This is a genomic window from Vibrio albus (genome assembly GCF_003144035.1).
Lineage (GTDB): Bacteria > Pseudomonadota > Gammaproteobacteria > Enterobacterales > Vibrionaceae > Vibrio > Vibrio albus.
Window position 1 is genome coordinate 54,262 of record NZ_QFWT01000001.1, and the last position, 15,164, is coordinate 69,425.

General features: G+C 42.3%; 10 protein-coding genes. 3 read left to right on the forward strand and 7 right to left on the reverse strand.

Features of this window, described 5'->3' with window-relative positions; genetic code table 11:
* Positions 1-87 precede the first annotated feature (87 nt).
* The 4 genes from DI392_RS00175 to DI392_RS00190 all read right to left on the reverse strand — a co-directional run bounded on the left by DI392_RS00175 (position 88) and on the right by DI392_RS00190 (position 7,966).
* Complete coding sequence (locus DI392_RS00175) at positions 88-3,207, reverse strand: tyrosine-type recombinase/integrase (RefSeq protein ID WP_109317893.1); 3,120 nt, start codon at positions 3,205-3,207, stop codon at positions 88-90.
* Positions 3,204-5,684 (reverse strand): hypothetical protein, encoded by a 2,481-nt coding sequence (locus tag DI392_RS00180; protein ID WP_109317894.1) that lies wholly within the window; start codon positions 5,682-5,684, stop codon positions 3,204-3,206. The genes DI392_RS00175 and DI392_RS00180 overlap by 4 nt, the downstream gene beginning before the upstream one ends.
* The gene (locus DI392_RS00185; protein WP_109317895.1) at positions 5,684-6,253 is read right to left on the reverse strand and encodes a hypothetical protein; all 570 of its coding nucleotides are present in this window, start codon (positions 6,251-6,253) and stop codon (positions 5,684-5,686) included. The genes DI392_RS00180 and DI392_RS00185 overlap by 1 nt, the downstream gene beginning before the upstream one ends.
* A gap of 1,323 nt (positions 6,254-7,576) precedes the next feature.
* Entirely contained in the window at positions 7,577-7,966 is a 390-nt protein-coding gene (locus DI392_RS00190) for a hypothetical protein (RefSeq protein WP_109317896.1), read from the reverse strand.
* A gap of 198 nt (positions 7,967-8,164) precedes the next feature.
* Here DI392_RS00190 and DI392_RS00195 point away from each other — a divergent pair, with 198 nt between their 5' ends.
* The gene (locus tag DI392_RS00195; RefSeq protein WP_109317897.1) at positions 8,165-8,680 is read left to right on the forward strand and encodes an NUDIX hydrolase; all 516 of its coding nucleotides are present in this window, start codon (positions 8,165-8,167) and stop codon (positions 8,678-8,680) included.
* A 71-nt stretch (positions 8,681-8,751) separates the two neighbouring features.
* Here the strand turns inward: DI392_RS00195 and DI392_RS00200 are convergent, their stop codons facing one another.
* On the reverse strand, positions 8,752-8,985 hold the full coding sequence (locus tag DI392_RS00200; protein WP_245883884.1) for a hypothetical protein: 234 nt from the start codon (positions 8,983-8,985) through the stop codon (positions 8,752-8,754).
* 12 nt (positions 8,986-8,997) lie between these two features.
* Positions 8,998-9,333 carry a rhodanese-like domain-containing protein gene (locus DI392_RS00205; RefSeq protein WP_109317898.1) on the reverse strand — a complete coding sequence of 112 codons (336 nt, stop codon included), beginning with the start codon at positions 9,331-9,333 and terminating at the stop codon, positions 8,998-9,000.
* 360 nt (positions 9,334-9,693) lie between these two features.
* On the opposite strand from DI392_RS00205, the gene DI392_RS00210 reads away from it, so the two are divergent.
* Together DI392_RS00210 and DI392_RS00215 are read left to right on the forward strand one after the other, a co-directional pair.
* The gene (locus DI392_RS00210) at positions 9,694-11,067 is read left to right on the forward strand and encodes a sigma-54-dependent transcriptional regulator (protein ID WP_109317899.1); all 1,374 of its coding nucleotides are present in this window, start codon (positions 9,694-9,696) and stop codon (positions 11,065-11,067) included.
* Positions 11,068-11,415: 348 nt separating this feature from the next.
* Entirely contained in the window at positions 11,416-13,071 is a 1,656-nt protein-coding gene (locus tag DI392_RS00215; RefSeq protein WP_109317900.1) for a hypothetical protein, read from the forward strand.
* Positions 13,072-13,169: 98 nt separating this feature from the next.
* Here DI392_RS00215 and DI392_RS00220 read toward each other — a convergent pair whose 3' ends face one another.
* Positions 13,170-14,675, reverse strand: a complete 1,506-nt coding sequence (locus DI392_RS00220; RefSeq protein ID WP_109317901.1) for an Ig-like domain-containing protein — start codon at positions 14,673-14,675, stop codon at positions 13,170-13,172.
* Positions 14,676-15,164 lie beyond the last annotated feature (489 nt).

The following is a 15,164-nucleotide window of genomic DNA, read 5'->3' on the forward strand; positions in this document are numbered from 1 at the left end:
GTAGTAGAGTAAGTGATGGCTCATTTAACTGTTCTTGAGATTTATTTTTGTCCCCGTCAGAAAAATCGTTCCAATTTAACTGTTCCGCTACAAACGCATCATCACTAACCGCATAAAACTCACAAATCCCTTCCCTCGTCTGAGCTTGGCAGCTTTATGCGTTGCTGATTGTTCAGCAACGACGTTTTCTTTTCGAACATGCACACTCACAAAGCCTGACTCTTGGTATGGTAAGAAACAGCCATCGTCACTTTTAATGATTTGTTCATCCTTAAACATGTTGACGATAGAAGCATTGGCTGATTTGGGTATCAAGACTCTAATCTCACCATGCCAGATGCCCGCTTGCTCGCACATGAGTTTCACCCACGATTGGTAATGAGCATAATACTCATCAAGTTGTTTTTTTTGCATACATGTAAGGCTTGGGAAGTACCACTTTATGCTGATGAGCTCTTCTTTGATGCCCATTGTTTTAAGCAACTTAAGCAGCGTTACCACTGGCTGTTGCTTGGTGGTGCGCAGCAAAAAGTCTTTGCCAGCTACAAAATCACTTCTCAGTTCGAGTAGTTGTTTAAGCTCAATGCCCTTTAGGTGTCCTAATTTTTGAGCATAATCAAAACGGCGAATCAGGTTTTCCAAGTACTTAACATCACTGCGACTCAGCTTGGTGTAATTCACATGCGGTGCCAATTTGTGTTTCGATTTTGGAAGACTGGTTTGCGTAAGCATGCTATCAAGTTCAAGTAATTGAAGAACCGTTGTTACTGGAATATTTAAATCTTCACTGATCCATTCAGCAGTTTGTCCCACTGCGGCTCGGCGTATCACACGCCAAATAGTGGAAAGTGGAAGCGAACCACAGTCTTGTTTCATGTTTTGCTGTGTTGGTACCGTTAGTTGAAAACTGTCAGTGCGAAGAGTTGGGCAAAACGATTGTGGTACCACTCTGTTATAGCACTCTTTTATGCTTGGTTTAATTTGGATCTGTCCAAACTCGTTTGCCTGCGCCTTTTGCCCCCAGAATGTACGTAACAGACGCATGCTTGGCGTGTGATTAGACACTTTAGTTCTTCTTAAAAAATCTCCCAAATGAAAGTAGGAAGAGATCGTCGTATCGGGTGATGCATGCCCAAGCATCATCGACAGCGCCCACATCTTTTTGCGACTAAAGGGAGATATGCCTAATCGCTGGTACAACTGCTCGGTGCTTGGATTATCAAAGTATTGGTGGTTAAGAAATGAAAAGTATGTGAAATGTACAACTTTGCTTTGATTCATTTTCAGCCACATCCAGTTGCAAAACGAGTGGCGACAATGATGAAAACGAAGTCTATCGTCACCTGTCACGCCTTGTATGGTTTGCGTCACCAAATCAAAGGCCGCTTGCGTTTCGCTTTCATTGCGAAAAAGCTTCATCGTGCGTGTTTGCTCTGTGTGGCTACTATCGAGAAACTCTCTTAGTTGAGATAGAGCTTCTATCGGCAGCAGTGCATCTAACGGCAAGTTTCGAGCGCTATCCGGAGATTTTAAACTACGGTAACGATTAGCGCGTACGTGCAGGGTAAAGTACGTTAGCGTTTCATTGTAATGAAAATCTTTGTATTGCAGTCCGGCAATTTCCCCTCGCCGCAATCCAGCGTAAAAACCAAGTGAGAATATGAGTAAGGCTTGCCGCCTTTGGGAACCTGTGAGCCTGTTGAGTTCCTCTATTACCCTGTCCGCTTCATGGTGTGTGAGAAGATGCGCACTTACCTGCCCCTTCACCACAGGAATGTCTAAGTCCGAAAGGCAAAGCTTAGGCACTAAACCGCTTTCAAGCAGAAACTCGGCGAAGTACACCACATAGCCTTTTTTGCTTGGAGCATTAACTCCTTCGGCTGTGATGTTGAATTTTTCAGCCCATGCCTCACTACTTAACAGTGCAGCGTTGCAACCAGAAAACTCGGTAATGAATGGTTTGGCCACGTAATTTACGTAGCTACGTATTGTATTAAGACGCAGTGTTTTTTTATGTCTCCCCCCTTCGGAAAGCAGTTTGTAAAGCCATGCTAGTACCAGCCAAACCCATGGTTTTCTAGCAGAATGTTTCGCATTTTCGAGCCAAGATCGAAGCTCCGGTTTTATTTCTGCTGCCCTGTGTTGCGAGGCTTTTGCTGGCAACTTTTCAAGGCGCACAGTGAAATGCTCAATATCAGCCAACTGCTGCGAAACCGTCAATGACATAGTTCGCGATTTTTTTGTAGGGATCTTAGTTTTGTTAAGCCCTGTAGACGCAAACCACGCCGTTTGCTGGCGTTTGGTCACGTTTTCACTCTGATTTTCCTCTTGAGCAATATCGACTCGGTTTCCCGTTATCATTCGGTACAAAGTATTTTGATCTAATAGGGTATTAGCATGCAAAGAGGTGATCGCGCCCATTTCAATGGGACTGGCCAGAAACAGTGCTTCCAGTTGATAGCCCTGCTTGAGCATCGCAATGCGCAATTTTTGATAAGGAGAAATGATGTAGTTAGCTTTGGCCCACCGCTCAATAAGGCTTTGAGGTGTTCCTTGCAAGTGCACGCTACTTTTGCGCCAAGCGCTTAACATCAGTTCTCCCATCGGTGAGATCCAATACCGTCTATCGCCATCTTGATAAAACCAGTGCCTATCGATGCAAAACAGTGCCGTTTCGCTGTTGAGCAATTCATCTATTTGGCGTGCGTAACGAAGCCCCTCTTTTAAATACAGCCACAGTACTATGATGGCACTGTATTCTTGGGGAGAGCGTAAGTACTTAATAATTACTCGCTCATCTTCCAGCGCAGCATATAGTCGCTCGTGCAAACCAGAGTCCAGCATAGGCGCAAGGGTGATGATAGGTTGTTCAGGTTTAATTTCCACAAACTGTGGCAACGGTGGACTCTTAATACCAAGTTCTTGCTCGATAAGAAACAGAAGCAGTTGAAACAATTTGGTGTGAAGCGCATTGATATGAAATGGCTTGGGAAATTTGGATATCACCTTGCGAACGCTCTCTTGAGTGACACTGTCACCTTTATCAACAAGTAGCGAAAAGCTAAAACGGTACACCTTCTCAATCCAGTCTTTAATATCTGAGTGCGACGCATCTATCAGCTCACACTGCTTTAGATAGTCTGGCATCGCTTGATACGCTTTTTTTAAATAACGAGTGCGAACCACACTAGCAAGAGCCTCTTTCACTTGCGCCCCCTTGTGAGCATTGATGGTATGGGCTCCCACCCTAACTCTTCGAGCATCGTGCCAAGAATCGGCACTAAGGAGGCCGCTACTTCAAAGTGGTCAAGTGATGAGTAATGCCCTAACGCTAGTTCGCCATAATTGAAATGCCCAAGCTGAAATTGCACCCACTCTTGCGGAACATGTTGGAGCTGCAAATAGCGACGCACATAGTGCCGCCCAAAGTTATATGGCAGTAATACGCTTGATGCGTGACGTTTTTCCATTTCACCAGGCCCCGCATTGACACTTTTGAACTTCCCTTCCTCTTTCGTATCAAATAGCAGGAAGTTCCCATCATTGCCTGTTGAGTGCTTCACAGTGTGCAACCAATCGAGACGCTCTGCACTACCTTCAATGTGGCTTAATGAATAGTTATTACTTTGCCCAAGCATCGACTTGGACTCTGTTGGGTATAAACCAGTAAGCAGTGAACCGAGTACCTCACAGTGTCGTTGATAAAACTCTAACTGTTTGGTTAGCATCTCTGGCACGACAACCACTCTCGAGTGAGCTAGATTTTTACTTGCATCCTTATCTGAAATGCCTAAAAGTCCAAAGCGTTTTAAGTGCAAAGAGAAGCTGGGAAGTGGATTGTGCACTGCACGGTAGCCCGTCGCATTGAGGAGCATATACAAAGTATATAGCGTGTAATGGTTGTGATAATCAATCGCGGATTTAATTGAAATGCTGGCATCATGTGGCGATTTATTGGTAAGCGGCACTATTAGCTCAGCGACAAACTGACGTACACTCTCACTGGTTGGAGTAAATTGAGAGCCAACGCCTCTCTCCTTATCGACATCAAACGGCAGGTAAGTAAGCTGCAACTTTCTCTCTAACGCATATTGGCCCATATAATCAAACATCACCTGCCACAATTTGCCGATAGCCAAATTTAAATCTTCATCACTGTTCCATGCATAATGGCGCGTAGCGCGAGTGTAATATCCCGCACCACGCAGCACTTCCAAACAAACGGGATCAATACAACCAGTGGCTTGATTAAAGTTCACTAAAAATCGCTCAACTCGGGTTTGATTTATCTGCACTTGATGCTTGTTGTTAAGTGAGTGATAAAATTGTTTGGCCGCTTTTTTAAGTGCAGTTACACGTTGAACAATACAATCCCCAACATGTCTTTCACTTAACCCTAAAACGCTAGCCAACTCAAACGGCAGTTGTATCACCGCGTACGCATTTGTTTTTTTTAGGTGGGGACTGGCCGAATGTTTTCCACGATTGGCGGTCGGTTTCACTTCGTTTTTCCAATACCACATCCCCTCATTTTCAAACACACCTACGCCATCAGATGCCTCACTTTCAATAACATAAAACGCTTTTAACTCATCTAGAGTGCGAGTTGTTAACAAACTCAGTAGTAGGGTTTGCTGAACGTATTTCGGTTCAAGCCCACTGATGGGTTTGCGTTTTGTTAAGGTCAGCTCTTGCCACAAAATAACTAACTCATGCGGCTGAAGCACCGTCCGGTGCATTGCGTTTATATTGTGGGCGCGCCCCGTATTTTGACTGATGGATCGTTGTGTTGCCTTCAGCTTATCTTGGTCTTTAATTTGCGCAATATCAGGCTCTTCATGCCTAGGTTTACTCTTGGCTTCAGGCTCAACCATGACGACCGCACATGGCGGAACATCTTCGAGCGACTCAACCCCATTTTCTATCTGAGCCTCATCGAGTTTGTCAGGCTGGATTTGTAAGGCGTATAAGCTGTCACTGCCCGTAATACGTTCAAATTTTCTGCCCCGATATGGAGCTCGATAGCTCTTTTTGCGCCTTATTCGCCGAGTCTGATTGGCTCGCCAGTCTAGAGAGTAAAAATGCTTAAGCTCACGTACATAGCCTTCTAATGTCAAATTGCGCTGTGATTCTTCAACAGACTGTAACTCATCGAGTAGCACCGCAAGTTGCAACGTATTTTGCTGTGCTTCGTCTGAAGAGACGCTGGCCAAGTCAAACTCTCGCGTTTTCAGTGTTATCCGAAAGGCACGAAAGGCCTTTTCCTCTCGACCATGAGTCGCAATCACGATTTCATGTTCAAAGTAGTGTCTTAAGAATAGGAGTATTGGTCTTGATGCCTCCGCAAAATCGAGCTTGGCAAACGTCAGTAATAATGAATATACGGGGCGCTGAGACATCCACCCCCTCGCCACAGGTTTAGTGTCGATTTGAGGCCACTGCCGCGTATCAGCCGTCCCAAGGTTCTCAAAATGTCCCACATCAAACTGCATTACCTGCATAAAAAAAGCCGGATAGACAGCGACTAAACGTTCCAAAAAGCTTGCAACTACTCTCAGTCCGCGAAAATCGGGAGGACATTCGATATGTTCGAGAAAGTTGTGTACCTCTCCAATTACAGCTTCATCACTCGATTGAATGAGATTTGCAATGTCTATTTCGCTCGGGAAACTTTTCGCATCCATCACAACTCCTTTTTCGAGATGCTTAAAAATTCAGCTAGTTTTTGACTGGTGTTGAGCTCTGGGTAGAGCGCTTGCCACTCTTCCGATTGATAGATGCTTTTCTTCCCCGCTTGCTGTGAAAACCAAGCACGCAAGTATTGGCCGATTTTACGAGAATCACTCACAAAGCATTTGTTAATCAAGTTATTGCTTAGGTCAAATTGCGCCATTTGGCGGCGAATCATTTGTGGCGGTTTCTTATTTAAAACGAACATCGGGGCCTGAAAATCCTGCGGTAATTGCTGCATCGCTTGCGCCGTAAACAACGTTTTTGCGGTAAAGCAGCCGCTAACGAGCATTATGCGTTTTCGATAGCGGTAGCCGATCATTGTCGACTGGTAACAAAGATAAGTGAATGGGTATGCATTGAGTAGATTTTTTTCTGATACGGCCTTCACGGAAGAAAACGGATTTGCGTTGTTGATAAGCGCTTCCAACTCGTCATCAAAGAAGATACTATCGAGAGATACCTCAGTGAGGCTCATTTGACTTTTTAGTTTTGTGTCTAACGCTGCTAACGAATCAACCATACTCTCTCCCAAGCGGATTTGAAGTCAAAACCCACCATTGTCATATCACTATTTAGTTACTTTGATATAGTCACCATAATGTGACCAAATTTCAACCAAAACCACCTACTATGGCTCAAAAATGAGTCACTAATCATAAGTAATTAATTGTAATTAAGCGAGTTTTCCGATTATGACAGGGCGCAGAGGATTTAGTAAATTCTATTCTATATGTCTTGACATGGTAGGGGTCGGCGATTCGATTCGATTCGCACTAGAAATCTTTGATACCGCAATATCAACGGGTGATAAGCGTTGTCATGGAGAGCTCTTTAAAGCGAATGAAACATATGAATTGGCGGACAAACTATTGTCGCAAACGTGTTTTAGTTTACTCCCTGAGAGATGCAATGACTGAACAACTATATTTGTGGTAGGCATACCGAAACTGAAAGAATAGAAATTGAAGTATTGGCTTATGAAATAGTTTTGCCTCAGTTATTGAATGCTTCCGGTGAGTTTGTACCTAATGCTAATAAATTCTTAATCGCTCCAGGACGTGCATCCAAAGGTTGGAAGCATGTTCCAGGATATGGAAATGCGTCTGATATGTTTCCGGAAATAAGTGGTTTTAAGCCTTCTCTGATACCATCGGCACTACTCTGTAATTCTATTATCCAATTAACCCCGAGGGAATTGTAGAAATTAAGTATTTAGGTGTAGATCTTGGGGGGTTTAAAATCTATTGGAGGCACGGTTCTTCAGGTTTGACTAAGATTTTACAAATAGTTTACTTAGAGTGGCTTTATCGTAGTATTCCAAAATAAACTTAAGCATTTAAAAGGAATTCGGCACGTGTGGCATTTTTACTATGCATTTCTCTTATATAGTTACGCAAATTTGCCAGGGTAATATACAGTAGTTTTAAAAACGTAACTTATTGTTTTTATTATGCGTAGGTTTTAAGTGTTTTGCGTTCTTTGATACAATTCTTGACCATCAATAATTTAACTATCTTATTGTTTTACATCGTTAAATTAGTAAAATTTAGCTTCATCTTGACATGGTAGGGGTCGGCGATTCGAGTTCGCCCGGACCCACCAAATTTTAAAGAGAGAGACTGAATATTCAGTCTCTTTTTTTTATGCCTGTAATCCACTGCATTCCTTATATATCAATACACTACAACCACCAGCACAAACCAGACTATCAATAATGATTCATTTTTCTGCATACAAGTTACAGTATCACTTATCACCACTTTAGAGGGGTGGTAAAATACAGTAGTTCCCTAACTTGAATTTTTATGCCATAACAAAAGAGGCAGTGTTCCCCATGCGCATTTTATTTACGACTCTGTTTCCACCACTGTGATTGCATTTCTTGTATAAACTGGGCTGGATAGATATCTCTCAAAATTTTATAGTTTAAATCATATACCATGCCATTTTTGACCAACACAGCGTGGTGGTTACGGTTTTTTAGCTTTACATGCCATACTTTTCCACCAATCTGTTGCTGCAAAGTAAAGGCAAAATCTTCGCAGTCTCCATAAAATGGTTGTGAAATGTCAGGATAAACTCTCAATTCATTGTTAATATCACTCTGATATCGGAAGTTTGATCGGGCTTGGAAGTAGATTTTTTCGTCTGGTGAATAGTTGACACAACCCGATAGTAATATCGCAGTAAACAAAGGGGCAATAAGTAGTGATTTTGTTGTTATTTCTATCATTTGAGACTCCCATAAACAGGAAGCCAACGACCAAGACACTAAAAATGTAATGAAAAAACAATATGTAATGTCATATTGTCAGGTTATTTATAATGATAGATTTAATTATAGACCAGTGTTGATGAATCTGTTTTTGAATATAGCGAGCATTAACGACTTTTTCGGCGATTAAAACAGAACCAAAGGTACAGATTAATTATGAGTAAAACGATTCATACATGGAAAACCATTTCTCTGATTGAAGATGATGTCGTGTTGCCAACCGGTAAAAAAATCACGCATACCACGATCGTTCATCCGGGAGCGGCCGTAATTCTGCCGGTAACCGAAGATAAGCGAGTGATTCTTGTTAACCAGTACCGCCCTTCGCTAAAAAGTTGGTTGTTGGAGCTGCCAGCAGGAACAATAGAAAATCAGGAGTCTCCTTTAGCTTGTGCAAAAAGAGAACTGGAAGAAGAAACAGGGTTCAGCGCGGAAATCTTTACGGAATTAGGTCAGATGACCCCTATGGTCGGCTTTTGCAATGAAATACAGTACCTGTTTATTGCTGAGCAGCTAAGTAACACTCAGCGCTTATCATGCGACGATGATGAGGTTATTAATGTTACAACGTTCTCACTCGACGAATTAGAAACAAAAATCATGTCAGGAGAGATTACCGATGCCAAAACCATCGCCTGCCTGAGTAAAGCTAAATTATGTGGGTATTTATAACATACTGTCACTGAAACAAAAAAGGTTGCCACCGTGCAACCTTTCTTCTTATTCCTGTCTTAAATTTGCTATTACTCAGTAGCCTCGTGAATCGCCTCTTTTGTACTCTGAACAGCCTCGCTTGTCGTCTCTTTGGTTTCATCCCAGATTGTGGATGAATCTTTTTTAACACCCTTCCATGTTTCTGCGCACCCGCTAAGAAGAAGAGCTATAGCTACAGCTGTAAGCATTAATTTCATGAAGTTTACCTCATCTATAAATGTACTTTTAAAATCGAAAAATATCAGGACAAGCCTGCCTTTCATCACGTCCTGTTGTTACTCAGAAGCGAGCAGCTCTCGCAGCCCTCCTCCGTTATGCACCTGAGAAAAACCCTGCTCCTCCATGAACTCTAGTGCCTGGCCGGATCGGTTTCCTGATCGGCAATAAACAACTATCCAAGAGTCTTTCGGTAAGGAGCCAAGACTGTCAGGCAACGTTTTCAGGGGAATATTCACAGCATTAGGTAAATGCTTCTGATTAAATTCTTCGGGGGTACGCACGTCAACCACCATCGCCCCCTCGTTGATTAGCTTCCAGGCTTCCTGCGCTCTTTCTGATCCAACAGACGGAAACGCAAACAATGTCAGAGCAATCAATAGTAATTTTTTCATCATCCTTTACCTCCCAAGAAGTGTTTACTTTTTAAACCCTAGCCTAGTATGGTGCTCTCCCGTCAAGCTGACACCGAATATATACCTGTATAGGCAGCTATTGTGTATAAAATCTGCATCCTTCTCGATATAAGTAGACATTGTCCCCAATCCGAAAAAATGTTTTGAAACCAAGCCTTAACTTTCGTTTTAGTATTCAGCCTGTCAAGGGGAATAATTTATATTTGTATCAACAAAGCTACATATTTTCACTAACAAATTTGTTGTGATGTACGATAGTTTAAACAAATAGTTAGATGAAGCAACTAGCAGAAGTTGCTCCGAATATGTCTAATAATGCGGAGTATTTGCGTAACCACTATGACTAAAATGGTCAGAGCACACAGTAAAGAGAGCAGACCGGTTTTGCTACTTAATTTGACCGGGGACGCTCTCGACTATGAAAAACGCCTTGCCAATATCGGCTGGGAATGTATTTGTGTGACTTCCTGTGATCAGGCTTTTCGGGCCCTTACGAGGCAGAAAATAAGCATCGCCGTTGCCTTAATGACAGCAGAAAAACAACAACCAACTTACTCGGCGCTAACCCGCATTAATGCGCTGAATGAAAACCTGGTCTGGATTGCTGTCTCACTCGATAATAAATTCCAGGAGTGTCCGTTTGTTAAACAGAATCCCTCTTTTTTCTTTGATTATTACCATTTGCCTATTAACTGGTCAATGCTCGGACATACATTGGGGCATGCTCTTGGGATGGCCAAGCTGAGGCATTGTGCGAAAAAAACTCCCTGCCAGACAATACAAAAAAGAGACTATTTCTTCGGTCACTCTCCTGCTATTAAGGAAATGACATCTTCACTGACAAAAATGGCCCAAGTTGATGCCACAGTCTTAATATGCGGGGAAACCGGTTCAGGAAAAGGGTTATGCGCTCACTGGTTGCATGAACATTCCAAAAGAAGTCAGGGGCCATTTATTTCCGTCAATTGTGCGGCACTACCAACAAACCTACTCCATGCGGAACTATTTGGTTATGAAAAAGGTGCCTTTACCAGTGCAGGAAAAAGACACATAGGTTATATCGAAAGAGCAGATCGCGGCACTCTGTTTCTTGATGAGATTGGCGATTTAAGCATGGAAGCCCAAATTAATTTATTGAAATTTCTCGATGATCATATGATTCAACGTCTGGGTGGGGAGTCATTAGTCCCTGTTGACTGTCGGGTGATATTTGCCTCCCACGTGAATTTAGAACAAGCGGTTGATAAAGGTACATTCAGAGAAGACCTCTACCACCGGCTTAATATCTTAAGAATCCAGGTTCCGGCATTGAAAGAGCGCAGAGAGGATATTGAACTGTTGGCCAATCATTTTTTGCAGCAATACACCTCTCAAGAATCACCAAAGTCTTTTTCTCCTTCAGCTATTGAAGCCATGCTGAAATATGAGTGGCCGGGTAATGTTCGATCACTTAAAAACCGGGTTCAACGAGGCGTTGTCATGTCTGACGGGGAAATAATTACTGAAAAAGACTTAGGAATCACACTTTCTCAGAATGCAGAAAATAGCGATGTTCCCCAAGAACACAAATCTATAGGTTCTGATACATTGTTGAATGCTATGTTTAGGAATAATAATAATATTTCAGCAGTCGCCAGGGACCTGTGTATTTCTAGGACAACGCTATATAAACTTATTAAAAAATACAATATAAAGGCCCGGTTGAACCTGTAAACCCTGTAAACTTCATATTTGTCGTCCTGTACACCTCCGCTAAAACACCTCTTTTCAGTATCCACTTGAAAATACTAACTATACTTCTTCTCTTTTTTACATATTGTTTTACACCTGTGTTCAATAAGTGTTAACCCCTAACGTATTCACACACTAAAAATTAAGATAATTATTTAAAATCAATAAATTAAGAATAAGGCATAGACTTTGCGTTACTCTAACGTCCCTGCTCCGGCATTGTAACGATTTCTAATGCTGTATTCATTTCAATATCTGGCTCCGGGGAAAAGCGGCAGACACAGGCAAATAAATTGAACCTGTGTCGGTTATTTTAGAGGAGGTTAGTATATGGACTTTACAAGGCTAAAAATCACAATTCAGACCTTATTAGTGGGTCTGATATTTGGGTTAGGTTCCCTTAACGCAAATGCTTTTGCGGTAGATGAGAACTTCGAACTGGATGGCAATGCGTTGGAAGAAGTTGCTGTAACTGGGGATGACTGGGAAACTCTACACAGTGGTGGCGGAAGTGCCCATGTCTTTACAGGTATAGTTGCTGACCCATCACCACAATCAATCCATGGTGGTGGTGATAAAGATATCTTAGATATTCCTGCATGGTCCTATAAAGATGGCTCTGTACCGGATAAAGATGACATTACTAATGCCTATGCAGCAGCATATGGTATCCCTAGCGATGCTGACCCATTAGTAGATGATCTGGTTATTTACTTTGGTGCTGACCGTTTTGCAAATAGCGGTGATGCTTTTATGGGATTCTGGTTCTTCCAAGATCAAATTGGTCTAGACAATGGTAAGTTTGTTGGTGAACACAAAGTCGGTGATGTATTAGTACTGGTGAACTATCCTCAAGCTTCCGGGGCTGTTCCTTATCTCGCTGTTATTTCATGGGATCCTACCTGTAGTAAAGGTACTAAAGACGCAATGCCCGGTGATTGTGCCGCCAAAAATCTGCGTTTAGAAGCCCAGTTAGACGATACAACGCTTGATGCTAAGTGTAATGAAGAATATACGAATGATGATGCATGTGCGATATCCAACCTCGTGGACACAGCATCCCCATGGGCATATACCCCTAAAGCAGGTGTTCCCAATATATTCCCTTACGAAAGCTTCTTTGAGGGTGGTATTAATCTGAGCCAGATTGTTGGCAATACCTGCTTCAGTAGCTTTATGGCGGAAACTCGCTCATCCAGCTCATTTACAGCCCAATTGAAAGACTTTGTTTTGCGTGATTTTGAACTATGCGGTATTGAAATCACAAAAACTTGTCCAACAGGAGATCTAAACGCTACCGGTGACGCTATTGTATACAACTACAGTATCTTAGTTGAAAATACTGGTTTTGGTAATGTTTTTGATATAGAAGTAGTTGATACCACTGCAGGTGAACAAACTCCGATTGGCGATTATATGTTTAGCTTAGATGTATTGGGAGCTGGTGAAACTGCAACCTTTACCGGTTCATTTGAAACTCTGACCAGTGAAATCACCAACTGGGCAAGTGTCACCGCTGCAATTGTAGATGGTGGCCCGGTTGCACTTGAAGAGTCAGATGATGCAGCATGTCCCGGTTTGTCAGTTCCAGGATCAATGTACGTTGAAAAAGATTGTGATGTACTGGTAGAAGCAAACGACTCAGGAGCTTATGGACTGAGAGTTGATTACTCTGGACAAGTATGTAATGACTCTGAAATTAAACTCATTGATGTTGTGCTTACCGAAGAACATGATGGTCTATACGACACTATTGATATCGGTGATCTTGCACCATCATCCTGTACGCCATATTCAGGTAGCTATATTCCAGAACCTACTACAGATGTCGCTCCCGATGGTGTATCTGCTGACCAAGTAAGGCACTTTAGCGATAGAATGGACGCTATGGGTTACACAGCAATCTATGGTGATCTCGTTGAAGCTATACAGGTAGAAGCAACATGTAAACTTTGCCCTGACTGCCCGGATTGCCCAACAGAATAGAACATAACTTGTTAAGTTATATAGATAAAGCCTGGTGATTAGTCACCAGGCTTTTTACTTATTTATCAACGTATTTTAGGACGGGACATCGGAATGTCTTATTTATTCTTACCCGGTGGGACTTTCTTCGTACTGTCTGTGCTATCCGTATTATCTACGACAGCCTCTTCTAAACTAATACTGACGGTAGCTGTAGAAGATAAGGTACCATTGGTTATAGTATAGCTAAAGCTATCACTGGTTCTAAATTTCTTACCTGGTATATAACGCAGTGTTCCGTCGGATAATTGCTCAACCGTTCCCCATTTTGGCTGAGAGAAAGCTACCAGCCATGAGGCTGACAAATTGCTATCGTTAGCTAATACATCGATATCCACAGAAGTTTTACTATTGATGACGACAACATCATTTACAGCGATTGGTGCAGGTTCTGTTACCGGTGTTTCTTCTGCCGGTGTTGTGGTATCAGGTGCTGACGTGTTTGCAGAGCCTAGTGTAACACTCACTTCCGCAATACCGTTTGCTGCACTCACCAGGTTTAATGTTGTACCTGATAAAGGATCCGTATAGCTACCCCCAACAGGCATTGCCGGGTCGTACCAGTCGTTCCTTCCGTAAATGTCTTTATACTGAGAATCTGTCTTTAAATGCAAAAGGTAACTGCTGGTTGCATCACCTTCATCAGCAATACGGATGACAACACCATCGGTTACATCATCACGAAAATAAGTATAAGAACGGTCTGCCAGGAAGCTGTCAAAACCGACTGCTTGTCTGTATTCGATATAAAAATAACTCATTAAACCTGAATCAGGGTTAATACCACGTGGTACCTTAATTGTGAGCGGTTGATCAAAACCTTGAGTTTCATAGTTAGCAATTGAATAAGTACCGTCCTGAGTGACCTCTGTTATGACAGAAGAATATCCACCCTCTAACCAGCCCAACTGCTCTTTCTGGAAAGTATTCAGATAACCAATATCTGATCCCCCCATCACATCATAAGTATCACCGTACTCCATTACGGTACAAGTATCAGAAATTGTTTGATCCCCGCAGTCCAGAGCATGAGAGTGGTACAAACTAAAATTGTGTCCCAATTCATGCGCAATGACTCTCGCAGTAAATACACCATTGATATATGTGCGCGTTGGTACCCCATCCTTAGTTGCCATACCTTCAGATATGCAGGATGTTTTCGTCATTAAATAGATTACGCGATCATAACTGGTGACAGAGATTCCCTGCGCTTGTGCCTGATCATCTGCTGCTGCCTGAACTGCACCGAAGTCACATATCTGATTTGATATCGGAAGGTTAAGCCAACCGGCAACCTGACCTGTTAGCCATGTCTGCCCATAGGAGTTTTCCTGATAAAACTGATTTACCTCGCCAAATACCAGTTCACTAGCTTGTACTTGTGTCAACGGCTGTTCATCAGGATTCTCCTGAAAGTTCACCATTAGAACTAAGGTATTTTGCGCTCCTGTTGTAGACAGCGTTACTTCAGCAGAAGCAGAAAACGTGAGGAACAGTAAGCCACAGATAAAATACTTAACTACTCCGGGCAGCGAGAAACGGGGTTGGGTGTGAACATTAAACATACGCAAAATACTTACCTAAAATAATACATCCATGCTTAAAAAGTCAGGACCAAATCCTATTCAGCCTGTGACTAAGTTGAAAGTATGTTAACAGAGGGGATGAGCAAGATCTATACAAAAACAGGTTAATGTTTGAGCTTCGTTCCAGGTTTTATTAATATTTGTATCAACAGTGATACTCAACACTATTCCCTTATATGACAAGGCTTAGCACAAATATAGGGCTGTGGATAATATCTTATTGTTGACTATTTTATCAACAGAATGAAGTGATAGAAATGTCAAAAGATCGTCAAGTCTACTCAGGGTCTCAAACAGATAAAAATCTGCCTGGTGCTATTAGTGATGATACAATGAGCTTAAAACGGAATATTGCCCCATTAAGAGAAGAATGTGACTTGAGCTGATTAATGAATATTGAAAAAGCAGACTGAGCACTGACCGCTCAAGAAGACTAATCAGAGAAAGTAAAAAGCTCATGCCTGTGGC

What these genes read in the sequence shown, in the direction of transcription:
- DI392_RS00180 (WP_109317894.1), bottom strand. Translation starts at nt 5,684, where the DNA reads ATGGATGCGAAAAGTTTCCCGAGCGAAATAGACATTGCAAATCTCATT.
- DI392_RS00185 (WP_109317895.1), bottom strand. Translation starts at nt 6,253, where the DNA reads ATGGTTGATTCGTTAGCAGCGTTAGACACAAAACTAAAAAGTCAAATG.
- DI392_RS00190 (WP_109317896.1), bottom strand. Translation starts at nt 7,966, where the DNA reads ATGATAGAAATAACAACAAAATCACTACTTATTGCCCCTTTGTTTACT.
- DI392_RS00195 (WP_109317897.1), top strand. Translation starts at nt 8,165, where the DNA reads ATGAGTAAAACGATTCATACATGGAAAACCATTTCTCTGATTGAAGAT.
- DI392_RS00200 (WP_245883884.1), bottom strand. Translation starts at nt 8,985, where the DNA reads ATGAAAGGCAGGCTTGTCCTGATATTTTTCGATTTTAAAAGTACATTT.
- DI392_RS00205 (WP_109317898.1), bottom strand. Translation starts at nt 9,333, where the DNA reads ATGAAAAAATTACTATTGATTGCTCTGACATTGTTTGCGTTTCCGTCT.
- DI392_RS00210 (WP_109317899.1), top strand. Translation starts at nt 9,694, where the DNA reads ATGACTAAAATGGTCAGAGCACACAGTAAAGAGAGCAGACCGGTTTTG.
- DI392_RS00215 (WP_109317900.1), top strand. Translation starts at nt 11,416, where the DNA reads ATGGACTTTACAAGGCTAAAAATCACAATTCAGACCTTATTAGTGGGT.
- DI392_RS00220 (WP_109317901.1), bottom strand. Translation starts at nt 14,675, where the DNA reads ATGTTTAATGTTCACACCCAACCCCGTTTCTCGCTGCCCGGAGTAGTT.